The sequence below is a fragment of the Streptomyces sp. STAM6 genome, assembly GCF_054963715.1.
Window position 1 is genome coordinate 1 of record NZ_JBUEFZ010000057.1, and the last position, 25,834, is coordinate 25,834.

Consider the following 25,834-nt stretch of genomic DNA (forward strand, 5'->3'; position numbering starts at 1 on the left):
CCCCGTACCCACCAGGGCGATGACCTGCGCCGCGAACAGATGGCGGTAGGCGCGATGACGCAGTACGGAAATCATGCGGCGTCCCCCTGCCACGACGGCCGACCGAACAACACCGATTATAGGCTCATGTGCGCATCCGTGCATATGTCGATTCGGTCTCGCTGCGCCGGGCGCAAGTCGGGCCCATGGCTCTACGCTGAGTGCATGGCCGTCCGCGAATCACTCCCAGCTGCGCCCCATACGCATCTGCGCGCACCGGACAGCGCGCGCCTGGCCGAGGCGACCGAGGTGTTCGCCATGCTGGCCGAGCCGACTCGGCTGCATCTGCTGTGGCTCATCGCCCGAGGGGAGTCCGACGTCGGCTCCCTGGCCGAGCGCTGCACGGCATCGAGGACGGCGGTGAGCCAGCACCTGGCGAAACTGCGACTCGCCGGACTCGTGACCACCCGCAGGGAAGGGCGTCACGTCTTCTACAGCCTGCGTGACGGACATCTGCGCCGTCTCGTGCTGGAGGCACTCAGCCACGCCGACCACCGCGTCAGTGGCTCGGCGCCGCACGACTGAGGCCCCCGCCGTCACCAGGGTCCGGGGGATGCCCCGGCCGTGGGTAAGGCATGATCGGGGGATGTCCGATCGCATCATCGCCGCCTGTGACGGGGCGGCCAAGGGGAATCCCGGCCCGGCCGGCTGGGCCTGGGTCATCGCCGACACCGAGGGGCGGCCGGAGCGCTGGGAGTCCGGCCCGCTCGGCCGCGCCACCAACAACGTGGGCGAACTCACGGCTCTCCGCTGCCTGTTGGAGGCCGTCGCCCCGGGCACGTCCCTCGAGGTCCGTATGGACTCCCAGTACGCCATGAAGGCCGTGACGCAGTGGCTGCCCAACTGGAAGCGCAACGGCTGGCGGACGGCGGCCGGCAAACCCGTCGCCAACCAGGAACTGGTACAGCGCATCGACGTACTGCTGGCCGACCGGGACGTGGAGTTCCGCTACGTCCCCGCCCACCGCGAGGACGGCGACCACCTGAACGCCATCGCCGACCAGGCCGCGAGTGACGCGGCGGCCACCCAGCAGGCCGCCGGCACGGCGTTCGGCGCCGCCGAGATGCCCGTACCGGCGCCGCAGCGCAGCGCTCCGTCCCGCCGGAAGTCCGGCGCCACCGGCGGCAAGTCCGGTGCCCCGGCCGGAAAACGGACCGCCGGCAGCACATCGGGGGGCGCGGCACCCACCATCAAGGCCAAGTACCGCGGCACCTGCCCGTGCGGGAAGCCGTACGCCACAGGCGACCCGATCACCAAGGTCGGCACGCGCTGGGGGCACCCCGACTGCCGCGGCACGGTGCCGGAGGACCCGGGAGCCTGAGACCCGGCCCAAGAGCGCAGGGTTCGCGTCGAGCCGGCCGCCCTTCCCGCAAGGGCCCCCGGCGCCGCTGTCAGTGGCATGCGTCAGGATGACCGGCATGATCGAGAACGACCGCAACAGCGCCTGGATCGCGGACGAATGGGGCACGCCCGCTTCGGGCCACCAGATCACCGCCGCGTTCCAGGGGCTCGTCGCCGGCACCGGCATGTGGCACCACGACGCGCTGCGAGCGATCGAACGCACCGGCCGGTTCATCGCCGGAACATGGGAACCGGCCGTCGGCGAAGAAGGACCGAAGCCGGCCGGCGAAGGCTCGTGGACGGGCTTCATCGGCCGAATAGGGCTCATCGCCCTGCGCGCGGCGGCGCCCTCGACCCGGCCCGCCCGCCGCGAAGTGCTCCTCAACTTTCTCGACATGTGGGCGGAGAGCCCTTTCGTCGACCCGGCGTTCCGCTTCCGTACCGGTGTCGTCGCCCGGTCCGACCTGCCCTGGGGCACGCGCGACCAGCACGGCAGTGTGGTGGCCACGGCCTGGGCCATCCACGAAACCCGCCGTTACCTCCAGGCCTGGACCGGGGACACCGCCCCGCAGCCACCCGCCGACAGCGGGCCGGCGACCGGGGCCCCGCGCGGCTGGGGCACGGCCGACCAGCTCCGGCGGCTGGTCGCACTGGTCCGGGAGCGCGGCCCGTTCCCCTGGGACACGGCGGCCGTGGACGAACTGAGCGGCGCCATCGGCATGGGCCGCGGCGCCGCCGCCCTCACCCTCGCGGCGAACCCGTCCTCCAGCGGCTACTACGTGCCTTTCCTCGACGACCACGAGCGCCGCGTGCTCGCGATGAAGGTCGCTGAAGCCGACGACGCCTACAGGGAGCTCGGCCCGCTCCAGGACCAGGACCGGCTCGCCCTGCTCGCCGACGTCCTTCCCGACGACCCCGCCGACCTGTGGGAACCCGGCGGCCTGCGCCGGGTCGCGGCCCGCACGGCCGACGCCTGGCTCGAACAGCGCGGCGGCCGGATTCCGGCGCCGCCCCGCACCCACGACGCCGCCCTCGCTCTGGGCACCCCCTTCGCCGCAGCCGACGTCTGCAGCCTCTTCCTCCAGCCGGCATCCGCCCCGCTGCCCGGCGGCGCCGACCTGCATATCTGGCCGCGCCCCACGCGCGACACACGGCTGTTCACCACGTGGGACGTGATGAGCCGCTGGGACACCGACCGGCTGATCGACACGCTCTTCACCGCCCTCCCCTGGGCCTACGCCGACCTCCCGGCCGGCGACCCGGTCAGGAACGGCGCGCCCGAACTGGTGCGGGTGATCCGGGAAGTGCTGCGGCGGCGCGACTCACCGTCACGCATACTCTCCGGCGAACTCGGCCGCGCCCAGGCGGGCGTCATCCGGATCGACTGGCTCCGCGGCGACACCTGCGACCGCGTCATGGCCCGTATCGCCGACGGCGTCCTGCCCCCGGGCCGCTACGAGTCCGATCCCCGTGCCTCCGCCCCCGACCTGGTCACCGAGGCCGCGGACACGCTCGGACTCGACGAGGACGCTGCGGCGCTGTATCTGCAGCTCTCGGCCCTCGCCGCGCCGACGGACCGCAACGTGCGCCGCTGGAACGGCTGGTCGCCGGCTCGCCACCGGGCGGCCGTCTCCGCCCTGCTGGAGCGCGGCCTCGTCGTCGAGGGCAAGCGGCCCCGGGCCGGCCGCGGCGTCTTCCTGCCCGGCCCGTGGGCTCACGCGACCAAGCCGATGACGCCCATGGAACGGTGGAAGGCGGAACTCCATGGAGCCCGCCTCACCTCCGACGGCACTCGGATCACCGAACTGCCGCCGCCGCTGCACACACTGCCGGAGCTGTTCACCGCGGCCTGGCGGGGTGTGACGGAGAAGCGAGGTCCCGGCGCCTGAGGGCACGCCGGCAGGACGCGGATCCCCACCTCCCCGGCTTCCCCCAGAAGCGTGCGGCCTGGTGGCGGGTCCACAGCCGGCGGCCGGTGATGCCCGTGGCCGGCAGCCCGACGACCAGCACGACGAGGGAGACTCCGGGGCCCGACGCCCAGTCGACGGCGGACGCGTGGACGGCGAGTACCACGGCCGTCGAGAGGGCGACCGCCGGAACGGCCGGCAGCGCGGGCCGGACACGAGCCAGGTCGTCCTCGGCCGGCGAGCCGAGGACGCCGATGCCGAGTGCCAGGGCCCACACCACGAGGCCCTGCGCGTTCGCGCAGAAGGGCCCCGCGGGCCGCCGGCGAAGGTGTCTTCCCATCCTCCCCCGAGCCGGCTTCGGCGTCGTGTTGCCCGCCGGCGCGGGGCATGAGGGAATGCCCATCAGGGGGCGGTCGCGCGCCGGGCAGTGGAGACCTGGCTCGGCGTGGTGTACCGCGATCCGGAGCCGGTCCCCGTACCGCGGGTTCTTCACCCGCGACGAGACCGGTGCGATCGTCCGCGTCGACTCGCCGGCCGGTCCTTCAGCCGGTTCGCCGGCGCCGCACCGTCGGGCGGCGAGGACGTCAGGCGACGCCGCCGACCGCGACGAGGACGAGCGGGTGGAGCAGGCCGAGCGCCCCCGTGGCGAGGCCGATGGCGCACTGTCCTCGGTTGAGCCGCTGAGCGAGGCCGAGAAGGCCGAAGGTGACGGCCAGGCTGCCCGCCAGGAGCGAGACCGCGATGCCGATGAAGCCGGCGAACACCGCGGTGATCAGGGCGATCGTGCCGAGAACGAGCGAGACGGGTCCGTAGAGCGTTGCGGGACTGTCCGTGGAATTGGTGGCGGCCATGTCGGGTTCCTTGCTGCTGGGCGTTGGCATCGTCCGACGACGCAGGATCGGGCTCCTGCGAGACCCATCATGGCACCGGCCACGTGTGACCGGGTCCGCGGGGGGTGCGTCTCGCCGACTCTGAGATCAACCTCACCCCGGACGGGTGCTCCGGGCGTGCGACGTCTTCCATCTGCCGCGGCACGCAAGGAGGTTGGAGTGATGGCCGGGGAGCCGGGCGGCCTGCCGCCAACGCCCGCGCAACCGGCGGCGGAAGTGTGACGGCGCGATACGTTGAATCCTTACGGCCACCGAGGGGGAGGCGAACGGAACATGCAGGAACTACCGCGGTGACGAGGCACGTCACGGCGCATCCGCCACTTCCCCGTCAGGTGAAGGTCATCGACACGGTTTCGCTGCTCAGACTGGAACAGCGCGCGGCCGAGCTCGGCCTGAACCAACGGTTGGAGCCGGAATGGGTGCGGGCGACGGCGGCCCCCGAGGGGAGCCACTACCTGTGGCCGGCCGTCTGGAACACACTGCCCCATCGCCCGACCCTGCCACCCCAGATCCGGTGCGAGCTGCTGATCGCGCTCGGAACGGGAGAGCGGGTGATGAGCCTGCTGGATCTGCTCCCTGACGATTTCGCACCACTGGCGAAGGTGACGTCCCGCGAGGAAGGCGTGCGGGTCAGCCGTCTTCTGGACAGCGTTCCAACGGTGAGGGAATGGCTGCCGGTGTGGCGGGAAGGGCTGGACGTGACGGTGCTGCCGCCGGACTACCAGCGGATCATTCACGTCCTGGCCGATCGTGAGCGGGCCGGCGAAGGGTCTGCGATCTGCCGGCAACTCGCCGGCTCGTTGGACCTCGAGCTCGTTCCGGCGAAGATCGAAGGGGTGCGGTCCAAGGCGAAGCGTCTGGCCGCGCGAGGCTGGCTCGTCGAGGACACCCCGGGCTCCTTCAGCGTCGCTGTTTCGCAAGGCGGCGGCTCATGACCATGGTCATTGACCACAGCACCATCGCCGCGGACGTGTAGGAAGAACCTCCTGGTCAGCCGGGCGAGTAGAACCTGGGCCGCCTCCCGGTCGGTCACGTTCGCCGCGGTGACCATGACCGTCAACAGCAGCCCTGTCGTGTCGACCACGATGTGCCGCTTGCGGCCGTTGATCTTCTTCCCACCGTCGAAGCCGCGTGAGGAGGCGGGCACGGACGCGGCGGCCTTGACCGACCGGGAGTCGATGATGCCTGCGGTCGGTTCCGGGCCCCGGCCGGCCGCGGCACGGGTCTTCCCACGCAACCGGTCGTGGAACTCCTGACCAGGCCGTGGGCGAGACAGACACACGACGGGATATCAAGGTTGGACTCCACGGGCACCGGCACGGAAGACTGAGGCACAGGGCCTCCTGACGCTCGAATGAACTTCAACACCCATGAGCTGTGTGGGAGGCCCCGCTTCATTCACCGGCCACCAGCCGATCACCCAACCGAGCACCCGAGTTCGACCCGCAACCGAACCTCTCGGTACGACAAAAGCTACTTACGCGTCGGAGTGCTTCGGCAGGGCGAGCCAGTCCGACCAGGAGATCTCTCGGCCGAGGAAGCGCGGCTGCTCGAACGGCCAGTCGGCGGCGATCCACTGCGGCACCAGCTCATCGAGGGCCTGCTCGACCTTGCTGTCCACCAGCTCGTCCACCACCCACCAGGAGATCTCGCCGTCCGCGCCGGCCCTCTCCGGTGGGTCGATGTAGACGCAGCCGAGCAGAGCTGTCTCCGCCGCGTCGAACAGCGCGTAGTTGAAAGACTGGTGTGCGGCGATCTCCTTCTCGTGCCGCAACAGGTCGGCCTGGTCGGCCTCGTAGGTCATGGTGGCCGCAGGCCAGCCCCAGGCTGGGCCGAAGATGGTCCACAGCCGCTCGCGCGAACCCATCACAGCCGGATAGTCGAGCGGGGTGTCCGCCTCCCGGATCGGCCGCAGGTGATGACCACTGCCCGGCAGCGGTACCAGGACGGGATGGACGAAGTTGTCGGGGAGCCAGCTCATGACGCCCGACCGTAGCAGCGCGCGGCCCTCCGTTCCTTTGGATTTTGCCCGTATACCGCCAGGACCGGCTCTCATGCCGGGCAGTGCCCGCGATCACCCGATCGAGACTCCCGTTCGATCGACAGACTCCATGATCGGAAGGCAACGGCTTCTGACCGGCGTCACAACAAGTCGGGTGCACTCTCCTCGGCGGGATCCTTGGATGCCGGGTGATCTGGACCGCCGGCCGGGGCGGCGGCACGCAGCGCCGCTTCGACCCGGCGGTTGCTGGTCATGGATGCTGTGACGGCGGTCATCGCGAGGAGGAGACCGGCGGCGGCGTAGAGCGGGGTGCGGATGTCGTAGGTGGTGGCCAGCCAGCCGCCGAGAAAGGCCCCGATGGGGGCGGCACACATGGCCAGCATGCGGGAGGTGGAGGCGACCCGGCCCATCAGGTGGGCAGGGACGATCGCCTGTCGGAGGGAGGGCGCGAGCACCATCGTGGCGCCCATGCCGGCCCCGCAGACGGCGAGCGCCAGCCCGGCGACGTACGGGTTCGGGGACGCGGCCAGGCCCAGGATGGCAAGCCCTTCGACGGCGGCTGTGCAGGTCAGTGCGGTGCCGGTGCCGAGTCGTCGGCCAAGGTAGGAAGCGATGCCCGCACCGAGCAGGCCGCCGGTGGCCTCCGCTGTGAGGAGCAGGCCGAAGCCGTAGGTGTCGATGCCCAGGCGGTCATGCGCGAAGAGGGCGAGGACGGTCTCCACAGCGAGGAAGGCGACGTTCCCGACCGCCGGGCGGAGCGCCAGCCCGAGCAGCACCCGGTCCCGGAAGACGTACGAGGCCCCGGCCCGCGCCTGCCGAAGCAGCGACTCGCGGACCTTCGGAACGGGCCGGGGCATGGCGGGCAGCGTACGGACGAGCAGCGCGGAGAACAGGAACGACACCGCGTCGGCGAGCAGCGGAACGGTGCGCCCGAGTGCGAGCAGCGCACTGCCCGCAGGCGGCCCCGCGAAGCCGGACATGGCCGTCTGGGCTCCGCGCAGGCGCGAGTTGGCTCGCTCCAAGAGTGCGGGGTCGCGGCCGAGCAGATCCGGCAGATAGGCCGTGGCGGCCGTGTCGAAGAAGAGTCCACCGAGGCCGAGCAGGAAGGCGACGGCCGCGAGCAGCGAAATGCTCAGCACGTCGAGTGCGGCCGCTGCCGCCGGTATCGCGAGCAGCACCGCACGTGCCGCGTCCGCGACCCACATCGTGCGCCGACGGTCCCAGCGATCCACCAGCGCACCGCCGAGCACCCCGAAGAGCAGCCACGGCAGCGTCCCGGCGGCCGTGACGGCGGCGAGCGCCATCGGGTCCCGCGTCAACGTCAACGCGAGCAGCGGCAGCGCAGCATGCGACACCCCGTCACCGAGCGAGGACACCGTCTGCGCAGTCCACAGCCGTCCGAACCCGGTCGGCAACTTCCGTATACCTGAGGTCACTTGGTGCCCCCTTCGGCCTGCTTGTGCGATGCCGGGTGGAACAGTGCGAAGACGAGTGACGCGTCCGGCAGCGACGGATCGGACAGCTCCCGGTACTCGTCCGCCAGTGCCTGCAGCCGCGCCCCCAGCTCCGCGAACTGCTCCTCGGTGAGCCGCAGATGCGCCATCCGCACGTGCCGCTCGCCGTCCGCCGGCGACGCCTCCAGATCAGCCACCGCATGCCGCATCAGTACATCCGGCCCTCCCTCGCCCGGATCCGGCAGCGCGATCGCCCGCGCGGCCATCGCGTAGTAGCGCTCGGTGACCCCCCGCACCTTCCGTGTCCGTACCACCTTCACCAGGCCGGCCCGCTCCAGCAGCCGCACGTGATAGCTGGAACTCCCCTTCGCAAGGCCCACCCGCTCCGCGATCTGCGTAATCGTCGCCGGCTCGAAGCGGAGCACGGCCATGATCCGGTGGCGCGTGAGATTGGAGACGGCGCGCAGCTGCTCGTCAGTGGTGACGTAAAACGTCTCGGGAAGATCGTCGGTAGGCATGGGAGCAATGGTCAACGATCCTTGACCATTGAGCAAGGGGATTTCGCACGGACTTTCAGAAGCCGCTGTCCGGCGCGCGAGACCTTCGCGCCGAGATCAAAATCGGGTACGCCCGGGTGCCTACCGGCCGGCAGAAACTGGAGCGGCAGCTCGACGCGCTCACCGCCGCCGGATGCCGGAAGATCTTCGCGGACAAGAAGTCCGGGAAGGACGCGCTCCGTCCCGAGCTGAAGGCGTGCCACGCGTTCCTCGACGCCGGCGACACGCTTGTCGTCCCCTCGCTCGACCGCTACGGCCGCAGCCTCCAAGACCTCATCAACATGGTCGCCGAGCTGCGCGAGCGCGGCATCGGCTTCACCTCGCTGCACGAGAACCTGGACACCACCACCCCCCGGCGGCCGACTTGTCTTCCATGTCTTCGCCGCGCTCGCGGGGTTCATCCGCGAACTCATCGTCACTGACACCAAGGAGGGCCTCGCCGCCGCCCGCGCCCGCGGCCGGGTCGGCGGACGCCCCACCGTCGCCACCGAGGAGATCATCCGGGCCGCCCGTGAGCCGCTGCCCGACCCGGGCCGCTCGATCACCTCGATCGCCAAGCTGCTCGGCGTCTCGCCGGGCACGCTCGACAAGCACATCCCGGACCTGCGCGAGCTGCGCGCCTGCGCAGTGCCCCGCCGGCTCGACGCCCCCACACAGTAGGCAGATCACACCAAGATCAATCTCAGTGGCACTTTCTGTGCCTCAACTACTCACACCCCGACCACACGGACGGCATACGCCGGACCGTTGAACCATCAACTCCCCGGGCCCTGTTGTGAATCGGCCCGATCGAGCCAACAGCACGGCTGCCCGGAGATTGCGTCTCACTCGTGTAACAGGCCGGGTCGTTACCGGCGGGAATCGTCCGGTATGCCACCCAACCCGGGTTGGCCGCAAACGAGTTGGTGGTACGGGGCTCCCTTGTCCGCCGACCGTAAGTTCCACATAATCGCAGGGCGCTCCACGGACTCATCCCCCACTGAGCCCGGACGCCCTGCGGCGTGCGCTGCCGTTCTTCGATGTCTACGGCGCGCTTCCGGATGTGGTCGGCATGAGCTCGTCGACGCGTGTATCCCCCCACGAGAGGAAACCCGTTGAAGAGCTACCTGAAGCACATCAGGACGGCCACCGCGATCGGTGCCGTCGCCCTCGCAGGCCTCAGCCTGCAGCCCGGCGCCGCCAACGCCGCCTCACCGACCCCACGCGGTGAGCTCGGCACCAAGGTCGTCGGCGGCACCAAGGCCACTGAGGGCGAATTCCCGTTCATGGTTCGCCTGTCCATGGGCTGTGGCGGTTCGCTGTACGCCAAGGACATCGTGCTCACCGCCGCTCACTGCGTCGACGCCAGTGGCCCGAACACCGGCATCACCGCCACGGCGGGCGTCGTCGACCTCGAGGATTCCAAGGCGATAAGCGTGAAGTCCACCGAGGTCCTCCAGGCCCCCGGCTACAACGGCAAGGGCAAGGACTGGGCACTGATCAAGCTGGAGAAGCCGATCGACCTGCCCACCCTGCCGATCGTCACGGACGACAAGTTCAACAACGGCGACTTCGACATCGCCGGCTGGGGCGCCGACAAGGAGGGCGGCGACCAGCAGCGCTACCTGCTCAAGGCCAAGGTCCCGTTCATCGACGACGCGACCTGCGAGAAGGCGTACGGCGACCAGCTGACCCCCGGCGAGGAGCTCTGCGCCGGCAAGCTGGACACCGGCGGTGTCGACACCTGCCAGGGTGACTCCGGCGGCCCCATGTTCCGCAAGGACGAAGCGGGGGCCTGGATCCAGGTCGGCATCGTCAGCTGGGGCGAAGGCTGCGCGCGCCCCGGCAAGCCCGGCATCTACACCGAGGTGAGCGCCTTCGCCGCGGACATCAAGAAGGCCGCTGAAGGCATGGGCGGCTGACGCCGGTCAGGTCGTCGCGAAGGCCCCCGGCCGGTTCCGGTCGGGGGCGTTCGTGCGTCAGGAGGCCGCCTGCACGGCCGCACGGCTGCCGGTGTTCCGGAGCATCTGCCGCAGTGGGCCTGCCGCTGCTCGGGGGCGGTCGTGCCGTGGCCGTCGGCGAAGAGGGTGTGCTGGCGAGACATCCTGCGGACACCGGAGCCGCGGCGAACGCCGCGCTGATCGGCGCGCAGCCCCGCGTCGAGCCGGCCCAGATGCGGGGCGGTGGGCTGCTCGCCTCCGTCGAGGACCTGCCCTTCGTCGTCCCCGCCCGAAGCGTCAACGCCGGTCCCTCGCCCAAGTAGTACTGCTCCCAGCGCGGTGTGACCCGGCTCGATTCCGTCAACGACCAGGTCGCCGGCCCGTCTCGGAGGTGTTCTCCCGCAGATGCGCGGTGAGGACTCCGGCATGATGCCGGGCTGCAAAGCCCTGGTGAAGGCGGTGTCACCGGGGGCGTTGAAGGGGCGCGGGGCGATCCAGGGGTGGATCAGCCGGTCTCGCTGTCCGCGCGCCCGGGCAGGCAAGAGACCTGCGGCGAGCATGGCGAAGGACCACAGCGGCCAGTGGTGGTGTGGCCCTCGGTGTACCGCACCAACTCGCACCCGGCGTCCGCGCGTGGCGCTCAGGCCCGGTGTCATCCGCTGATGAGCAGGGCCAGGACCAGGGCGGCGGCGATCACCGTGCCCCCCGCGTGCACCCACCAGACGGGCCCCAGTGGCCCCAGCTCCAGGGGAGCGGCGCGCGTGGGGGAGTGGAAGAGGTCCTCACACATCGAGCAGCACCCAGAATCGTTTCTCTGGTCGTCCATGCCTCATTCAACGGGCGGGTGCTGCTCCGGCAACCGGTCGGTGCGGGACCGCAATCGAATCGTCACCCGAGTACGGTGAAGGGCGGCCGCGGGACCGTCTGCCGGCCGTTCCGCCCGTCCCCGCGGCAGGTCGAGGACGTGACCACCCGCCGCCACCCACACTCCCGCCTCGGCTTACCCGTTGCTGCCCTGGAACCAGGGGGCGCGGAAGTCGACGGGGACACGGAAGGGGTGCTGCCGGTCGGTGAGGTGATGGAAGAGGAACTCTGTCGCCGTGCAGTCGAAGCGTCGTCCGTCCTCGGGGTCGACACCGGTGGCGAACACGGGCCACACGTCGGGGTCAGGACCGTCGGTGATCCAGTAGAACGACTGCTCGTGCTCGGTGCTCGCCCAGGGCAGCATGCCGCCCGGAGTCCAGGCGGCGTACTCGGTGTGCCGGATGAGTTCGCCGGGCAGGAAGACATGGGAGAAGCCGTCGAATTGGCCCCTGCCGAAGGTCTCGACAAGCCGCTTGTAGTCGTTCGGCAGACGCGTGCCGAGCCGGGACTCGGCTGCCGCCCAGTCGACCCCATGAATGCGCGTCGGCGTCCACCCCGTCACGACGAGCAGCTTGTCGAGCCAGGTCGCCCCGGCGGGCGGCTGGTCCATGCTCGGTGTGGTCCGCGGCGAGACGATCAGGACGAGCCCGCGGTCGTCGTCGGAGCGCGAGGACGGTCCGAGCGTGACCCACCGTCCGCCGAACGCCCAGGCGCGGGCCCGGTCCAGCTGCTCGTCGGGCAGTGGCGGCGGAGCGCCGGGCCCCCTGACCGGGTCCCCGTCGCGGCTGCTGAGCTCCTCGACAAGGCCGTCCGTGTCTGTTTCCTCGTTGACCGGAAGGCATACGTGGCCCGCTGGGTGGCCGGGTTGTGCACACGTGAGGTCGCCGACGTCGGGCCACACCAGCCCGGCCACGGCCGTGAGAAGTCGTTCATGGCCCATGGGTGACAGCCAAGCACCCGCCTCTGACAGGCCGGTGGCCCTGGTCCCCCGCGCGTGAGCGGTTCGTCCGTCGCAGGGCGAGCTCCGTGGCGCACGGGTCCGACGGGTCAGACGGGTCCGTCCGGCCTTCCCGTACGGGCAGAGCTGCCCGCCGACGAGCCTGAGGAGGGTTGGCTGTGGTGCTGAGCGAACTGGGGTCTCAGCACAACAGATGAAACTAACCGTGACGCAGGGCTGCGTGCCGTCCGGGGCGCGCAGCCCTGCTGCGCTCGTCTCGGTCAGATGCCGTTCGCGAACCGCTTGAACGCGGCCTTGGTGCCCGACCCGGCGATGCCGTCGATCGCGCCGGTGTAGCCCCAGTGCTGCAGCAGGCGCTGCAGCGCCTTGATCGTGCCGCTTCCGACGATCCCGTCGATTGCTCCGGTGTAGCCCCAGTGCTCCTTGAGGTTGCGCTGGAACGCCTTCCAGCTGTTCGTGCCCAGCTGTCCGTCGATCTCGCCCGAGTAGGCCCAGTACGTCGTCAGCCAGCGCTGGACGTTTCTGGCCTCCGTGGCAGTCAGGCCGAGGTTGTTCACCGCGAGCGGGGCGACGGCCTCGGCGCTCACCGTCGGCTTCTCGGCGGGCGCGGACGCCGCGAAACTCGCGCCGGCACCCGCCAGGGTTCCGGCGGCGACCGCGGCTGCGGTCGTGACACTGACGAGGGTCTTCTTCCAGACATCGGGTCGCATGTGTTCCCCCTTCTGGTGGCAGAGCGGCACCTCGCGCGATCGGCGTGGTCGTCACCGGTCGCGCTGATGGCACCCTCTTCTGGTCGCGCGGCGCAGAAGCGATCAGAGCCCCTTGCCGGGCCTGCCCCTGGGCGCAGTACGAGAAGCTATCCACCGGCGGATCGAACCGTCGTCAACCCATGAGTTGACATTCCCTCAACCAGGAGTTGACGCGGCTTTTCGCCAACCGGTGCGGTTCAGCCAGGGATACCGACGGGCAGAGAGGCCGACCCGGAAGCCCCGCCAGACGCGCATTGACCCGGCCGTCGGCAGAGCGGGAAGCCCAGCACCGAGGGCAGCGGGAGTGCGCCGGCCGACCTCGCCCTGACCTGGCAAGCGACAGCCGACCGGGGGTGCGTTCGCCGCCCTTCGCCTCAGGCGGCCGGTTCCAGGCGGACGCAGCACCGGCCGGGGGCGGGAGCGAGGCACGCCTGAAGACCGGTCTCGTGCAGCCCTTCGACCACACCGCGCAGCAGGTGGAGGTTCATGCCGCACACCGTCTCGGTGTGCTCGCGAGCCAGCGTGTGGAAAGGGCAGTTCGCGAGAACGATGGCAGCACCCTCACGGCGCGGTTCGAACCCGTACCCCCGCAGGAGGTCGAGCAGCCCGGCATCGTCCTGCGTGCCCCACTCCTTGCCCCGTTCCTGCGCCTTGCGGTGCAGGACCGTCCGCGACGGCTCGCCGGTGGCCTCTGACTCTTCCAGGGCCTGCGCGAGCAGCAGCCCGGCGAGGTCGTAGCGGCGACCCGGAAGGCTGACGGTGACCTGCTTCGACGAACGCTTGTAGAGCTTGGCGGGCCGGCCCGCGCCGGGGCCGCTGCGTCCGCTGCGCCGTTCGTAGACGACATCGAGCAGGGATTCGTCGGCGAGACGGTCCAGATGGAAGGCGGCGGTCTGCCGGGCGAGCCCCAGCGCTTCGGCAGCCTCGTCGCGGCTGACCGGGTCCGCCTGGCGTACGACGTGGTCGTACAGCCGTCGGCGGGTGGGCTCACCGAGAGCGGCGACGGCGGAGATGTTGGCGTCATCGAACTGGTCCACGCTCCATTGTAAAACCCACCGTCATTGACGGAAGAATGAGTGCCGGTTCTACCGTTGAAAGAGGTTATCGATAGAAGTAGCAGGGCATGACCCATCCATCTCCGACCCGGCCGCCACCTGGCGGCGGGCAGCACTCTCCGACCCCGCGTGTCAGGCCTTTCTGGCCCTGCGCACACGACGGTGTGGCTCGACGACCTGAGCCGGCTCACCATCTTTGCCAAGGTCATCACGGCGGGCGGCGCCTGCGACGCGCAGCTGTACGACCTGTCCGTGCCGGGGTATGCCAAGGGCGTGTGTCGGAAGTGGCTCATCAGGTCTCGAGCGGCAGTTCCAACAGCTCCTCCGGAGGCTGGAAACCGAAGCGCCGATAGAGCGGGGTGCTGCGGTCCGACGGCCAGACGATCAAGCCCTCCAGGCCGGCGCTGCGTGAGTGTTGCTTCAGCGCCCCAAGGAGCGCCGAGCCGGCTCCTTCGTTTCGTTGTGACGGCACGACGAAGAAGTTCGTGACATAGCCGACCGGGTTGTTGTCGTTGTAGGGCTCCGGCATCCTCTCCACCAGACAGAGGAAGACGTGACCGCAGATTGCGCCTTCGGTCTCAGCGACCCAGGCCAACCAGCGACCACTGCTGAGCCGGTCGCGGATCCACTGCTCGGCCTCTTCCCGGGACCGGGCAGGACCCGGCGACTGCCCTTCGCGGTCCTCCTGCTTGAACATCCACCGCAGTTCGGCCAGCGTCCGGGCGTCGGCGGGCCGGGCCGGACGCACGATGAAACCTGTGGTCATGCGGGCGAGCATCGCTCGTGCGGCATGGTGAAGCCAACGGATTTCCGGGCGGTCACAGCCATTCGCCTCGACCGTCACCCACTTCAGCAGAAGCCGCTCAAGAGCGCCGCTCACCGCTGTCACGGCCCCTGTCGCCGTTCCCGGCGTATTGCGGCTGCTCTCCACCTCGAGGCACGGAGGTCTTCCGGGCGGCACCCCCTCACGGGCCTCCCTGTAAGGTCGGAGCGAGGGAGCCTGATCCGGGGGAGTGACGATGCCGACTGATGCGCCGCCCATTGTCTTCGTTCACGGGACCAGGTTCAGCGCGGGGCAGTGGAGTCCTCAAGTCGCCGCGTTGCAGGAGGAGTTCGCGGTAGCAGCGATCGATCTCCCCGGTCACGGTGCCCGGTCCGCGCAGCCCTGGAGCCTCGCGGCCGCGACGGAGGTCATCGCCTCGGCGGTGGAGTCGCTGGCCTCCGGGCCCGCTCTGGTCGTCGGGCACTCACTCGGCGGATACGCCTCGCTGGAGTTCGCCCGGCGTTTCCCCCAGCACCTGCGCGGGCTGGTCCTCGCCGGGGCCAGCGCCTCCACCCGAGGCGCGTGGGCAGCGCCGTACCGGTGGGTCGCCGGGCTCGTACCCCGTGTGCCGGCCGCCCGTCTGACCCGCTGGAACGACTGGCTTCTGCGCCGGATGTACGCGCCGGACATCGTGGACCCGACCATCCGCGGGGGCTACGCCTTCCACTCGCTGCCGGCGGCCTGGGGAGAGGTGCTCGGCCGATTCGACGCGGACGCGATGCGCCATGTACCGGCGCCCGTGCTCATCCTCAACGGGGAGAAGGACACGGTATTCCGCGCGGGGGAGAAGGACTTCGCCCGCGCGCATCCGCAGGCCCGTGTGGAACTGATCCCGCGCGCGAGGCACCTGGCGAACTTCGACGACCCGGACGCCTTCACCGACGCCGTCCGCCGCTTCGCCCGACAGCTCCCCGTCCACGGCTGACCTGATCGAAAGAGCTTGGTGTAAGCGACCGCGCAGCACTGTCACCGTCCGCGCTCGCTGCTGGTGACTGACGGAGCGGCGGATCATCTCGGCATGCGTCCCCATCCATAGTTACGAGCGTTCCGTAGGAGCGGGTGCTTCTCGATGCGTTCGAGTACCAGACTCCGACATCCAGGTGCAGCCGGGCCGCGGAGGCTCCACGTAGACCGGTGCGCGGTCTGGTGCGAGTGGTGGTGGTCGCGTGGGCGTCGGCCACGGGCATCCACCGGGGCCAACGCCCACTACCGGCGCCGCCGCGAACAAGGCGACTGGCACGCCGCCGCTCAACGCAACCTCTTCAATAGCATGAACGGCCGGCTCTACCACTGCCCGAAGCAGGGCAGGACCCACGACGAGACGCTCGCCGTCGGGGCCTCACACGGCATGGGCCACGCCGACGGGTCGTGGAGCCTGTCCAGCATGGCGTCCGCGTCGCGCGCGTCCGATCCGAAGGCATCCGGCGCGAACCCCTCAGCCAGTTCCGCCAAGTACGCAGGCCAGAAGCCCGGTTCGTCCACGAGCGATGCCCGTCCACGATGGGCGAAGAGGAGTACCAGTGCCGTGCCATCACCATGCCGGGATTCTCTCCGAGTCCGGTCGGAACGGTTCGAAGACCCCGGCCCTCACAGCCGACCGGCTTGACGGCGTAGCAACGTGAGGTGTCCAGCCATGCGTCTGGTCGCTGTGCAGCTTGCGCCGTTCCCGGCGGTTGGGGTGGCGGATGACTGCTCCCGCCCATGCCGCCGGACCCTGTCAGCCGGATCGCGGGTCCCGGGCGACGGGCTGAGCGCGCCGGGCCGAGGCCGGTGCCGGAGCAGCGGGCAAGAGGCCGCACCGCGCCCTGAAGCCGTGCACGATGAGCTCATGCCCGGCCGGAGCAAGACGTGGGTATCCCCCGACAACCGCCTGCGTGCCTGACCTCAGCCGCCGACGTGGGCGAGGAGGCGGGTCAACGGCGTCGGCACGTCGGCCGGGTCCAGGCGGCGCACGAGGTGGCGCGCGTACTGCGCCTTGCGGCCGCTGTGTGTGCCCATGAATCGGTGCAACTGCTGCTCGACCGTCCGCTCGCGCTGCGCGGGCTGCTTCTGGAAGGTGCGGAAGGGACGCCCTTCGCCCTGGGAGTCGAGGACGTCCTGGACCACGTCGGCCCCCAGGGCCCGTATCAACTCGTCCTCCAGATCGGCGACGCACACATGGAAGCCGCGCCGCTCCATCACGTCACGGCCGAGATCCCGCCCCAGCCCGGCCTGTTCCAGAGCACGCTGGAAGAACCGCTCCTCGCGGGCGTCGCACAGCCCCGCCACCCCGAGGTCCAGACCCTGCGGGCCAAGGACGCGCAGGAACCGTCCGATACTGGTCACACCGCCGAGCGGGACCACGGGCGTGCCCTCCGCGTCGAGATCACGCCCCATCATCGCCGCCGCCTGCTCTATCGCCACCTGGTCGCTGTGGCCCTCGACGAGGATCACTGTGCGCAGGGCGATGTCGTCGCTGAGCGCCCGTGCGGCCGCCGCGGCCCTGTGGGCGCCGCTGCCCCCGGCCGCCCACTCGACAACCGCCGCTCTGAAATGCCGCACGTCTTCCATGCGGCCCAGTCTTCCACGGCGGTGACGAGCATCTCCCGGGATTTTCCCCGTGCCGGGGAGATGGGACGCGCGCCGACGTGCGAGGTCTGCGTAACCCTTGCCCGCGGCCTGGGCGGAGTCCCTGGTGACCTCGTGGAAGGGGACGGGCACAACAGCGGTCACCCCGGAGGGCGCGCGGGGTTCGCCCTGGTTGCCGGGGAGGGCGAGGCGTTCGCCCCGCTTCCGACGGGAAGCCGAAGACCGCCGTGTCGACGGGACCAGCCCCGTCGTCCGCCGGCGCTTCACCCGCTCGGACCCGGCTCACCTGCTTGGCGACGATGTGACACGGCCGGGTTTCCGCCGACGGGTTCAAGGCCCGATCGGCCAGACTGGAGAACGTGGAAACCATCGTGCCTGTCAGCAACGGCGAACTCTGGGCGGACGATTCGGGAGGGGACGGGCTGCCGCTGGTCATGCTCCATCCCGGTGTCGGCGACTCGACGGTGTGGGACCCGGTCCTCGCGGCGCTCACCACGCGGCCGAGAATCATCCGCTACGACGCGCGAGGGTACGGCCGCTCTCCCGCGACCACCGCCGCGTTCAGCCCCGTGGGGGACCTCTCCGCGGTCCTCGACCACTTCAAGGTCCCCCGTGCGGTGCTGGTGGGTTCAAGTATGGGCGGGTCCGCCGCGATCAACCTGACTCTGGACGCCCCGGACCGGGTCGCGGGCCTCGCGCTCTTCGTGCCCGGGGTCACGGGGTACGAGGACCTGGCCCCGGCCGGGTTCTACGAAGAGGTGGGGAAACTCGCCACGGCCGGAGACATGGAAGGCATCGTCCGGCTCGGGCTGCGTCTCTGGGGGAAGGCCGGCGGCGGCACGCCCGAGACCGACCCGCTCGCGGCCGCTCAGCTGCGAGGAGCGGTGCCGGGATGGTTCAGCAACGTCGGGCACCAGCAGACCGACGCCCCGGCCTTCGACCGGCTCTCCGAAATCTCCGTCCCCGCGCTGCTTGCACTGGGCGAGCTGGACCAGCCGGAGGTGGTCCGCTGCAACGAGAAGACCGCGCACCGGATTCCCGGCTGCCGCTTGGTCCGGCTGGCCGCCTCCGACCACTACCCGACACTGCGCGTGCCGCAGACCATCGCTCGGTTGATCGAGGAGGTGCACGCCGAGGCGGCGGCCTGACCGGAGCGCGAATCGTGGCTGACTCGGTTCACGCCCCGTGATCTTGTGGCCCCGGCTCACGAGAGACCGCTCACCCCTCCGGCCGCACCGGCGTGGCCTGCGCAGGCGACACTCTCACTCACCGCACAGGCGCGTCGGCGCCGCCGTGCCGGTCCGGCGTCGGTCCGGCGGCCGGGAGCACTGGTTGTCCCCGGGAGGGTCGAAGCTCAGCCCGTTCTCGTCGAGGGCGTTGAAGACGGAGAGCCGACCCGTCTCGAAGACGAAGCTGACGTCGACGTTTCCCTCGGCCGCGTCCTTTCCCGTCCATTCCAGGAGCTCGGCCCGTATCAGGGGTGTGCCTTGCAGGGCGTCCAGGCCGTGAACGGGCTCGGGGCGCCACCGCAGATCGAACCCGGGCCACCGGACCGGGTGAAGCGGGTCGATCGTGTTCCAGGTCAGGGAGAGATCGTCGAGCTTGTGATGGGTGATCTCGATCTGCTCGCCGTCGAAGTCCAGCAGTACCGGGCAGTCGCCGAACCACTCGTCGTCCCGCAGGTCCCACACCATCCAGACCCTCGTCAGAGGCCGCCCGGCAAGGCCACGCAGGCGGGCTCCGTGTGCGCGCAGGACATCGCGTCGGCCGTTCAACCACAGAGGCCGGTAGCCCGCGACACCGAAATCGAACATTTCCTCATCCTGGCAGAACCGCCCTCCTGGGCGCCCCCCTTCTCGCTCTAGGCTGTCGTCGACAAGGGGGGTGGGCATGGACGTGCCGAACGTCATCGGGGACTGGCAGGAGTACCAGTCGGAAGAGTGGGCCGGCCTGCGCGTGCGGGTACACAGCCTCAAAAGAGCGGTGCCGCCGCGAGGGCGCGACGACGACGCCAAGGGGCTGACGTACGTCGGCTTCCAGGTCACGTTCGAGAACCGTGGGTCCGAGTGCTTCGCGATCGAGATGAACGCGCACCCGTACCACTACGACGTACGCGCGGGGCGGGACGGGCACGGGGTGTTCGTCGACGAGAGGGGCGCGGACCACATCAGCGGCTTCAACCTGTACCCCCAGCGGCGCGTGACCGCGAGCCTCTATGTCGCGGCACCGGCCGCCAGGCTCAAGCAGCTGGACATTCAGGTCAGTCCCGGCATCGACGGCGAGCCGTCGTTCGGATACGTCTGGGTCGGCGGGCTCGGTGTGCACGAGGGTTCCACACGGCTGGGCCGTCGCGCGTCGACGGCGGAACCGAGCGTCGCCAATGAGGTGGAGCGCTTCCTGCAGGCGGAAGCCTCGGACGAGGGCTGACACCGATCCGCCCGCCCTCGCCGGGTTCGGTCGGCCGCGGGTGGGCACCACCCGGGCCGGTCCGACGCCACGGCCCACGGGGCGTCGGACCGGCCGGGCGAACGGTCGACGGTGTCAGTGGGTGAACCTCTCCGCCAGATAGGCCTCCCAGCTTCGTGTACCCACGGCGCGGGCCGGGGCGGTCAGCGAGCCGGCGCGGAGGGCCGCACCGACCTTGCCCGGGAGGAACACCGGCAGGACGGGGCGGCGCTTGCCCGCCGCCCGCAGCCAGTCCCGGGCCAGTCGGTCAGCCGTGTGCACCACGGGACCGGCCATGTCCGGTACCCGGCCGGCCGGTCCGGCGAGGGCCAGTTCGACCAGGTGACCGGCCACTTCCCGCGGGTCGACGGGCTGCAGGACGGTGCGGGCCGGCACGATGACGGCGGGCAACCTGGACATGGAGGTGAACGTCCTGTCCAGCAGCTGGTGGAACTGGCTGGCCCGCAGATTGGTCCAGCCGATCCCGGAGGCCGCCAGCAGCCGCTCCCCTTCCAGCTTGATCCGGTAGTAGGGGAACGGAATCCGGTCGATGCCGATGATGGAGACATTGACGACATGCTCGACCCCGGCCCGCTTCGCGACGTCCAGCAGGTGGTGGAAGGCCGGGACGTCGTTCTTGTAGTGGCGGATGTCCGTGGCGCAGTGAATGACCGTACGCACTCCGCGGAACGCCTCGTCCAGACCCGCGCCGGTCGCCAGATCGCCGGTGTGCCAGGTCACGCCCGCGGTGCCCGGCAACCCGGCTCCGCGGGTGAGCGCCCGCACCGGCGACCCGGTGCGGCACGCCCGTTCCACGACCTCGCGGCCGAGCACGCCCGTCGCGCCGGTCACCATGATCACGTCGTTCTCCATCGGTCAGTCCTTTCCTGTCGCTGTCACCGATGAAGAACCGGCGACTCACGCGTTCTGTGACGACTCCCGAAGCTGACCCGCCAAAAAGGCCAGTTTGTCGGGGTTCCTCACGATCCGGATCCCGATGATTCCCGCCTCGCCGATCTCCAGCGCCCCCATCGAGGTCAGCTCGCCGTCCTCCCGGCCGAGCGCCACCGCGGCGCCGTTCGCCTCGACGATTTCCAGCTGCACACCGCTTCCCCACCGGGTGAACGTGCCCGTCAGGTACCGGATCACCTTCTCCCGGCCGACGACCGGGTTGCGTGCCGCCGTCACCTTGCCGCCGCCGTCCGACCACGCCACCACGTCCTCGGCGAGCAGCGCCTCCAACCGCTCCAGCGAGCCCTGCGCGGCGGCCTCCAGGAAGCCGGTCAGCAGGACGCCGCTCGACTCCTGGGACGTCCTGAACCGCCGCCGGCCGTCCGTCACATGCTGCTTGGCCCTGTGGTACAGCTGCCGCGCGTTCGCCTCCGAGCAGTCGATCACACCGGCGACGTCCCGGTGGCTGTAGCCGAACGCGTCACGCAGCACCAGCGCCGCGCGCTCCGGGGGCGTCAGACGCTCCATCAGTACCAGCATCGCCAGCGACACCGCCTCGCGCTGCTCCGCCGTCTCCATCGGCCCGAGGGTCCCGTCATCGGTCCGCACGGGCTCCGGCAGCCACGGCCCCACGTAATCCACGCGCTGTACGCGTGCCGAGGTCAGCCGGTTCAGGCACAGATTCGTGAGCACCCTCGCGAGCCACGGCCCCGGCGCCGCCACCTGCCCGGGCGCGGCTCCGTGCCAGCGAAGGTACGCGTCCTGCACGGCATCCTCGGCCTCCGCCGCCGACCCGAGCATCCGGTACGCCAACGAGAACAGCCGGCGCCGATGTTCCTCGAACTGCTGTGCCTTGTCCATGAGGCGACACGGTAGAAGATCCCCGGGCGTCGGCCGCCGCGAGGTCGTGTCCCTACGTGAGCAGTCCACGCATGACGGGGACAGGGAGTGCCGGGTTGGCGGCGGCGTGCCCGGCGAGCTCCTCGTCGTCGAGGAGGGCGAGCAACCGGTCGGCCGGGCGCCGGGGATGGCGGGCCGCTCCCGCGCGCACGCCCGCATGGGGGTCGCGGGTGAGCCGGTCGGCGGTTTCAGGGGAGAGACCGGGGTCGAGCACGGCGAGGCGCCGTTCGCCGGGCGCCTCGCCGGACCCGGAAGGGGATCTGACGGGAGAAGAACAGTTCCTGCTGCAGTTCGCCGTCGTACGTCGTGAGCATCCGGTCGATCACCCAGTCCGGCAGTGGGCGAACGGGCCGGGTCCGACCGGGAGCGCGGGCGAGGCGGCCGCGGACCACCCACTCGGGATCGTCCACGACGAGGCCCCGTATCCCGGGGTCGGTGAACGGGTTGCGGGCCAGTGCTCCGCGGACCCGAGGATCCGGGTGCGCGACGATGGCGGCGGTCACCTCCTCGGGGAAGGCGGCGCGCCGGGACGCCGGCACGCGCCAGGCGTTCTCGTACCCCGGCTCGAGCAGCCTCAGCAGTACGCCGGCCGGTGCCGCCGGGTTGACGGCGAGACCCTCGAGCGCGGTCATACAAGCCCCTTGCCATGGGCGGTCCGCGTGCGTGGACCGGGGCGGGCAGGTCGCGGCCCGCGACCGCCCTGTCCGGTCGGTACAACGCCCGGTGAGTCTGCCCGCCGGGGCGATCATCAGATTCGCCCTTGGGCCGGCCCGGCGGCGTGGGCCCCGCATGGCTCGAACCGGGCGCTGGTTCTGGAGGCCGCCGCGGCCCGGACCGCAGTGACTCCGGACGGCCCAGGGATCGTATGACGATCGCAAGAGACGTGGCCCAGGAATACATGATCATGTCGGGGGTACGGCAGCGCATGACGCGGCGGTGCGGGAGCCGGTGTGATCGTGGGGAGAGGAGACGCCACCCTCCGCGGACGGTTACATTCTCTTGGCCTCCTGAACTGCCTCGTCGTGATTCCGGTGCAATCCGGCTCCACACGCACGCGCGGAGGCCGCGTGGCGGGGAGTCGAGCGGAGGTGGGGAAAGTGAGCGATCCGCAGGACCGTGGGGCAGACCAGGAGCGCCTCTCCGCGCTGCGGCGCGAACTGGGCAAGCTGCTCGCACTGCTCGGCGCGGCGGCGTACGCGGTGGACACCGACGGCCTCGTCCTCGCCGTCAACGGCCGGGCCGAGGACATGTTGCGGCGCCCCGCCGTCGACCTGCTCGGCCAGGACGCACACGACCTGCTCCACCGGGATCGCCACGGACTCCCGGTCCCCAGGAGCCGCTGCTCGATGATGCAGGCCTTCGTCAGCGGGCGCACCCGGCAGGAAGAGGTGGACTATTTCGAACGCGGGGACGGATCGTTGCTCGCCATGTCCTGGCTCGTGGCACCGCTCCACCTTTCCGACGAGGAGACGGGCGCCCTGGTGGTGTTCCACGAGCACGACCACGCCCCGGCTGCCGAGGAGAGACCGTCGCACCCCGTGACGGCGCTGCCGGAGCTGGAGCGCCTGGCACTGCTGGCCGAGACCACCTCCCAGCTCACCTCCACCCTGGACGTCGACGAGGCACTGGACCGGCTGGTACGGCTGGTCGTCCCGCTCCTCGCGGACTGGGTCGTGATCGATCTCCTCACCGAGAACGACGAGGTCTGGCGCACCGTGGTCGCGCACGAGGAGAAGGGCGCCATCGTTCACGAGGAGGACCTGCAAGGAGCCATGCCGCCGGTGCCGCAAGGCTCTCCGATGCCGCTCTCCCGGGCGCTGCGCGGCGCGGGCAGCACGCTGGCGACACCGCAGACCTATCAGGGGCCACCCGATTCCGGCATCGCCGTCGAACAGCAACGGCTCTTCGAGCACACCGGCATGCACTCGGCGCTCATCGCCCCCATCCGCGGCCTGCGTGAGGTCCTCGGCGCCCTGACCCTCGGCAGATCCCAACGGCCCGACGCCTTCGTCACCACGGACATCCCGCTCCTGGAGGACATCACCCGCCGCGCCGGCCTGGCCCTGGACAACGCGCGCCTCTACCAGCGTCAGCGCAAGGTCGCCGAAACGATGCAGCGCCACCTCCTGCCGCAGATGCCCAGGGTGCCGGGCCTGCAGATGACCACCCGCTACCAGCCCGCGCCGCACGCCTCCCAGGTCGGCGGCGACTGGTACGACGCCTTCCACCTGCCCGACCGGGCACTCGCCCTGGTCATCGGGGACGTCGTCGGGCACGACCTGGACGCCGCCGCCGACATGGCACAGCTGCGCAACATCCTGCGCGCCTACGCCTGGTTCCAGCCCGACGCACCCAGCGTGATCGTCAGCCGGGTCGACGAGGCCGCTCCGCACATCGCCCAGGTCCCCATGGCCACCATGATCCTCGCCCGGCTGGACACCGACGACGAGGGCCGGTGGCAGCTCCAGTGGACGAACGCAGGCCACCCCCCACCGCTGCTCATCACCCACGACGGCCGGGCCAGCTACCTCACCGACGGCCACGGCATCCTCCTCGGGACCGGAGCCGCACTCGGCCGCACCGACGCGACGGTCACGCTGCCGCCGCTGTCCACGCTCGTGCTCTACACCGACGGCCTGGTCGAATCCATCCGCCACCCCATCGACCACGGACTGGAACAGCTGCGGCGGCACGCCGCGTCCCTCGCCCACCGCCCCATCGAGACCTTCAGCGACCTCCTCATGGAAAGAGCCCGCCCGCACGACAACTCCGATCAGATCCGGACGGAGTAGAGGTTGTTGTCGGAGCCCCCGAAATAGACGGCGCCCGTGGTCACCGTGGGCGGATGCACCGAGGCCGCGGCGGTGTGCTTCCAGCGCGCCCTGCCGCTCCCGGCGTCCACGGCGTACAGGAACTGGTCGCTGCTGCCCACGTACACCACCCCGTCCGACACCGCGGGGGCGGACACGTCACCCTCGGTGCCGAGAGCCCAGCGGTGCTCGCCGCCGGCCGCGTCCCAGGCATGCAGCCGGCGCCCGCCACCGGCGAACACCATGCCCCGGGCGGCCACCGGACCGGCCTGCGCCCCCACGCCGTCAGCCTTCCAGACGAGCTTTCCGGATGTGGCCTCCACGGCGTACAGCTTTCCGTCCGTGCTGGTGAAGAACACCAGACCGGCGTCCACCGCGGGGAACCACGAGACGGCGCCCGCGGTGGTGAATTTCCAGCGGACCGTGCCCGCGTGGGCGTCCACGGCGTACAGATTGGTGTCGCTGCAGCCGACGTAGACCGTCTCGCCCGCGACGACGGGGGAGTGGGTGTCGTTGCCCGTCCTGAACCGCCACAGGCGACCACCGTCGTCCACCTTGACGGCGTACAGATACCCGTCCGCGCTGCCGATGTACGCGACCCCTCCCGTCACCACAGGGGAGTGCACGATGCCGCCGGTCGCGAACGTCCACCGGCGGCGGCCGCTCTCCGCGTCGAGCGCGTACAGCTTGCCGTCGTCGCTTCCCAGGTACGCCACACCACCGAGGATGAAGGGAGCCGAGCCGAGTGCCGCGTCCGTGGTGTACGCCCACCGCTGCTTGCCCGAGCCGACGTCCACGGCGTACAAGGTGCCGTCGTTGCTCGCCGCGTACACCAGGTCACCGGCCACCCGCGGGTAGTTGACGAGTGTCCCCGTGGTGGGGAATCGCCACAGCCGGGTACCCGACGGCTCGTTCTCGGTGCGCAGGAACCGCAGCCCGGCGTATCCCAGGGCCGCGGAGGCGGCCAGACCGCCGGAGGCGAGGAGGAGCTGCCTGCGGCTCGGCCCGGCACGCGGCCTCTCGGGGACCGCGTCGACGAGGTCCGGTTCGGCGGGGGGCGGCGCGGGTGCTTCCAGGACGGAGGCGTGCGGCACCGACGAGGCGGCCGAGGCGGCGGCCGCGGGCCCGCGGGAGAGGATGGCCCGGGGATCCATGGTGCCCGGCGGCACCGTACGGGGCAGCCAGCCCGGCACGAACAGCTCGGTGACCGCGCGGCCTTCGCCGAGCGCGTGAGCGAGCTCACCGAGAGTGGGCCGGCACTCGGGATCCTTGTCCAGACACGAGTCGATGACCTGCCGGAGCCCCGGCGGCACATCGCCGAGGTCCGGCGGCTCGTGCACGATGCGGTAAAGGATCACGGGCACCGACCCCACGCCGAACGGTCCGTTGCCGGTCGCGGCGAACGCCAGTACGGCGCCGAGGGAGAACACGTCCGTGGGGGGTCCCACCCGCCCGCCCTGGATCTGCTCGGGCGAGATGTATCCGGGGGAGCCCATGGTGGTGCCGACCTCGGTCAGCACGCTGGCCGCGCCGACACGGGAGATCCCGAAGTCGATGACCCTCGGCCCGTCCTGGGCCAGCAGCACATTGCCCGGCTTGAGG

At 70.7% G+C, this 25,834-nt stretch carries 29 protein-coding genes and 2 pseudogenes; 13 read left to right on the plus strand and 18 right to left on the minus strand.

Features of this window, described 5'->3' with window-relative positions; all coding sequences use genetic code 11:
* Positions 1 to 204 precede the first annotated feature (204 nt).
* The 3 genes from ACY34K_RS32605 (at position 205) to ACY34K_RS32615 (ending at position 3,269) form a co-directional block, all read left to right on the plus strand.
* The gene (locus ACY34K_RS32605; protein WP_462753657.1) at positions 205 to 564 is read left to right on the plus strand and encodes an ArsR/SmtB family transcription factor; all 360 of its coding nucleotides are present in this window, start codon (positions 205 to 207) and stop codon (positions 562 to 564) included.
* A gap of 61 nt (positions 565 to 625) precedes the next feature.
* The gene (locus tag ACY34K_RS32610; RefSeq protein ID WP_462753659.1) at positions 626 to 1,360 is read left to right on the plus strand and encodes a ribonuclease H family protein; all 735 of its coding nucleotides are present in this window, start codon (positions 626 to 628) and stop codon (positions 1,358 to 1,360) included.
* A 97-nt stretch (positions 1,361 to 1,457) separates the two neighbouring features.
* Positions 1,458 to 3,269 carry a hypothetical protein gene (locus ACY34K_RS32615; RefSeq protein ID WP_462753661.1) on the plus strand — a complete coding sequence of 604 codons (1,812 nt, stop codon included), beginning with the start codon at positions 1,458 to 1,460 and terminating at the stop codon, positions 3,267 to 3,269.
* On the opposite strand, the gene ACY34K_RS32620 is transcribed toward ACY34K_RS32615, so the two are convergent.
* Positions 3,220 to 3,627, minus strand: a complete 408-nt coding sequence (locus ACY34K_RS32620) for a hypothetical protein (protein WP_462753663.1) — start codon at positions 3,625 to 3,627, stop codon at positions 3,220 to 3,222. The two genes, ACY34K_RS32615 and ACY34K_RS32620, sit on opposite strands and share 50 nt — an antisense overlap.
* 244 nt (positions 3,628 to 3,871) lie before the next feature.
* Positions 3,872 to 4,138 carry a hypothetical protein gene (locus ACY34K_RS32625; RefSeq protein ID WP_462753665.1) on the minus strand — a complete coding sequence of 89 codons (267 nt, stop codon included), beginning with the start codon at positions 4,136 to 4,138 and terminating at the stop codon, positions 3,872 to 3,874.
* Positions 4,139 to 4,467: 329 nt separating this feature from the next.
* On the opposite strand from ACY34K_RS32625, the gene ACY34K_RS32630 reads away from it, so the two are divergent.
* Positions 4,468 to 5,112 (plus strand): hypothetical protein, encoded by a 645-nt coding sequence (locus ACY34K_RS32630; RefSeq protein WP_462753667.1) that lies wholly within the window; start codon positions 4,468 to 4,470, stop codon positions 5,110 to 5,112.
* A gap of 80 nt (positions 5,113 to 5,192) precedes the next feature.
* Here ACY34K_RS32630 and ACY34K_RS32635 read toward each other — a convergent pair.
* The 4 genes and pseudogenes from ACY34K_RS32635 to ACY34K_RS32650 all read right to left on the minus strand — a co-directional run.
* Positions 5,193 to 5,459 (minus strand): annotated as a pseudogene (locus ACY34K_RS32635) (transposase); the annotation flags it as partial.
* Positions 5,460 to 5,654: 195 nt separating this feature from the next.
* Positions 5,655 to 6,158 carry a GNAT family N-acetyltransferase gene (locus ACY34K_RS32640; RefSeq protein WP_462753669.1) on the minus strand — a complete coding sequence of 168 codons (504 nt, stop codon included), beginning with the start codon at positions 6,156 to 6,158 and terminating at the stop codon, positions 5,655 to 5,657.
* Positions 6,159 to 6,319: 161 nt separating this feature from the next.
* Complete coding sequence (locus ACY34K_RS32645) at positions 6,320 to 7,594, minus strand: MFS transporter (RefSeq protein ID WP_462753711.1); 1,275 nt, start codon at positions 7,592 to 7,594, stop codon at positions 6,320 to 6,322.
* Positions 7,595 to 7,611: 17 nt separating this feature from the next.
* Positions 7,612 to 8,151: an ArsR/SmtB family transcription factor gene (locus tag ACY34K_RS32650; protein WP_462753671.1), complete on the minus strand. Its 540-nt coding sequence runs from the start codon at positions 8,149 to 8,151 to the stop codon at positions 7,612 to 7,614.
* A 116-nt stretch (positions 8,152 to 8,267) separates the two neighbouring features.
* Between ACY34K_RS32650 and ACY34K_RS32655 the strand changes: the two genes are divergently transcribed.
* The 4 genes from ACY34K_RS32655 (at position 8,268) to ACY34K_RS32670 (ending at position 10,432) form a co-directional block, all read left to right on the plus strand.
* A complete protein-coding gene (locus tag ACY34K_RS32655; RefSeq protein ID WP_462753673.1) occupies positions 8,268 to 8,612 on the plus strand; it encodes a recombinase family protein in 345 nt (114 codons plus the stop codon).
* The gene (locus ACY34K_RS32660; protein ID WP_462753713.1) at positions 8,590 to 8,850 is read left to right on the plus strand and encodes a hypothetical protein; all 261 of its coding nucleotides are present in this window, start codon (positions 8,590 to 8,592) and stop codon (positions 8,848 to 8,850) included. Before ACY34K_RS32655 ends, ACY34K_RS32660 begins: the two co-directional genes overlap by 23 nt.
* A 434-nt stretch (positions 8,851 to 9,284) precedes the next feature.
* Positions 9,285 to 10,091: a S1 family peptidase gene (locus tag ACY34K_RS32665; RefSeq protein ID WP_462753675.1), complete on the plus strand. Its 807-nt coding sequence runs from the start codon at positions 9,285 to 9,287 to the stop codon at positions 10,089 to 10,091.
* Between the two features lie 113 nt (positions 10,092 to 10,204).
* The gene (locus ACY34K_RS32670; RefSeq protein WP_462753677.1) at positions 10,205 to 10,432 is read left to right on the plus strand and encodes a hypothetical protein; all 228 of its coding nucleotides are present in this window, start codon (positions 10,205 to 10,207) and stop codon (positions 10,430 to 10,432) included.
* Between the two features lie 329 nt (positions 10,433 to 10,761).
* Here ACY34K_RS32670 and ACY34K_RS32675 read toward each other — a convergent pair whose 3' ends face one another.
* The 5 genes from ACY34K_RS32675 to ACY34K_RS32695 all read right to left on the minus strand — a co-directional run bounded on the left by ACY34K_RS32675 (position 10,762) and on the right by ACY34K_RS32695 (position 14,624).
* Positions 10,762 to 10,935 (minus strand): hypothetical protein, encoded by a 174-nt coding sequence (locus tag ACY34K_RS32675; protein WP_462753679.1) that lies wholly within the window; start codon positions 10,933 to 10,935, stop codon positions 10,762 to 10,764.
* A 174-nt stretch (positions 10,936 to 11,109) separates the two neighbouring features.
* Positions 11,110 to 11,913, minus strand: coding sequence for an SMI1/KNR4 family protein (locus ACY34K_RS32680; protein ID WP_462753681.1), 804 nt, complete (start codon positions 11,911 to 11,913; stop codon positions 11,110 to 11,112).
* A 278-nt stretch (positions 11,914 to 12,191) separates the two neighbouring features.
* Positions 12,192 to 12,641 carry a peptidoglycan-binding domain-containing protein gene (locus tag ACY34K_RS32685; RefSeq protein ID WP_462753683.1) on the minus strand — a complete coding sequence of 150 codons (450 nt, stop codon included), beginning with the start codon at positions 12,639 to 12,641 and terminating at the stop codon, positions 12,192 to 12,194.
* Between the two features lie 413 nt (positions 12,642 to 13,054).
* Positions 13,055 to 13,717 (minus strand): helix-turn-helix transcriptional regulator, encoded by a 663-nt coding sequence (locus ACY34K_RS32690; RefSeq protein ID WP_462753685.1) that lies wholly within the window; start codon positions 13,715 to 13,717, stop codon positions 13,055 to 13,057.
* Positions 13,718 to 14,027: 310 nt separating this feature from the next.
* On the minus strand, positions 14,028 to 14,624 hold the full coding sequence (locus tag ACY34K_RS32695; protein ID WP_462753687.1) for a GNAT family N-acetyltransferase: 597 nt from the start codon (positions 14,622 to 14,624) through the stop codon (positions 14,028 to 14,030).
* A 130-nt stretch (positions 14,625 to 14,754) separates the two neighbouring features.
* Here ACY34K_RS32695 and ACY34K_RS32700 point away from each other — a divergent pair, with 130 nt between their 5' ends.
* Positions 14,755 to 15,483: an alpha/beta fold hydrolase gene (locus ACY34K_RS32700; RefSeq protein ID WP_462753689.1), complete on the plus strand. Its 729-nt coding sequence runs from the start codon at positions 14,755 to 14,757 to the stop codon at positions 15,481 to 15,483.
* 255 nt (positions 15,484 to 15,738) lie between these two features.
* Positions 15,739 to 15,888 (plus strand): annotated as a pseudogene (locus tag ACY34K_RS32705) (IS110 family transposase); the annotation flags it as partial.
* A 554-nt stretch (positions 15,889 to 16,442) separates the two neighbouring features.
* Here ACY34K_RS32705 and ACY34K_RS32710 read toward each other — a convergent pair.
* Complete coding sequence (locus tag ACY34K_RS32710) at positions 16,443 to 17,108, minus strand: TOPRIM nucleotidyl transferase/hydrolase domain-containing protein (RefSeq protein ID WP_462753691.1); 666 nt, start codon at positions 17,106 to 17,108, stop codon at positions 16,443 to 16,445.
* Positions 17,109 to 17,485: 377 nt separating this feature from the next.
* Here ACY34K_RS32710 and ACY34K_RS32715 point away from each other — a divergent pair, with 377 nt between their 5' ends.
* The gene (locus ACY34K_RS32715; protein ID WP_462753693.1) at positions 17,486 to 18,274 is read left to right on the plus strand and encodes an alpha/beta fold hydrolase; all 789 of its coding nucleotides are present in this window, start codon (positions 17,486 to 17,488) and stop codon (positions 18,272 to 18,274) included.
* 114 nt (positions 18,275 to 18,388) lie between these two features.
* Here the strand turns inward: ACY34K_RS32715 and ACY34K_RS32720 are convergent, their stop codons facing one another.
* A complete protein-coding gene (locus ACY34K_RS32720) occupies positions 18,389 to 18,820 on the minus strand; it encodes a hypothetical protein (protein WP_462753695.1) in 432 nt (143 codons plus the stop codon).
* 196 nt (positions 18,821 to 19,016) lie between these two features.
* Between ACY34K_RS32720 and ACY34K_RS32725 the strand changes: the two genes are divergently transcribed.
* Positions 19,017 to 19,553: a hypothetical protein gene (locus ACY34K_RS32725; RefSeq protein ID WP_462753697.1), complete on the plus strand. Its 537-nt coding sequence runs from the start codon at positions 19,017 to 19,019 to the stop codon at positions 19,551 to 19,553.
* A 114-nt stretch (positions 19,554 to 19,667) separates the two neighbouring features.
* On the opposite strand, the gene ACY34K_RS32730 is transcribed toward ACY34K_RS32725, so the two are convergent.
* From ACY34K_RS32730 to ACY34K_RS32745, 4 genes are read right to left on the minus strand one after another with little or no spacing between them, the layout of a single operon-like run.
* Positions 19,668 to 20,444: an SDR family oxidoreductase gene (locus ACY34K_RS32730; RefSeq protein WP_462753699.1), complete on the minus strand. Its 777-nt coding sequence runs from the start codon at positions 20,442 to 20,444 to the stop codon at positions 19,668 to 19,670.
* Between the two features lie 45 nt (positions 20,445 to 20,489).
* Positions 20,490 to 21,383 carry an RNA polymerase sigma-70 factor gene (locus tag ACY34K_RS32735; protein WP_462753701.1) on the minus strand — a complete coding sequence of 298 codons (894 nt, stop codon included), beginning with the start codon at positions 21,381 to 21,383 and terminating at the stop codon, positions 20,490 to 20,492.
* Between the two features lie 52 nt (positions 21,384 to 21,435).
* Entirely contained in the window at positions 21,436 to 21,636 is a 201-nt protein-coding gene (locus ACY34K_RS32740) for a hypothetical protein (protein WP_462753703.1), read from the minus strand.
* The gene (locus ACY34K_RS32745; RefSeq protein ID WP_462753705.1) at positions 21,611 to 22,054 is read right to left on the minus strand and encodes a hypothetical protein; all 444 of its coding nucleotides are present in this window, start codon (positions 22,052 to 22,054) and stop codon (positions 21,611 to 21,613) included. Before ACY34K_RS32745 ends, ACY34K_RS32740 begins: the two co-directional genes overlap by 26 nt.
* Before the next feature lie 465 nt (positions 22,055 to 22,519).
* Here ACY34K_RS32745 and ACY34K_RS32750 point away from each other — a divergent pair, with 465 nt between their 5' ends.
* On the plus strand, positions 22,520 to 24,214 hold the full coding sequence (locus ACY34K_RS32750) for a PP2C family protein-serine/threonine phosphatase (RefSeq protein ID WP_462753707.1): 1,695 nt from the start codon (positions 22,520 to 22,522) through the stop codon (positions 24,212 to 24,214).
* Here the strand turns inward: ACY34K_RS32750 and ACY34K_RS32755 are convergent.
* The coding region (locus tag ACY34K_RS32755) for an outer membrane protein assembly factor BamB family protein (RefSeq protein ID WP_462753709.1) at positions 24,196 to 25,834 on the minus strand (1,639 nt) is incomplete at its 5' end. The two genes, ACY34K_RS32750 and ACY34K_RS32755, sit on opposite strands and share 19 nt — an antisense overlap.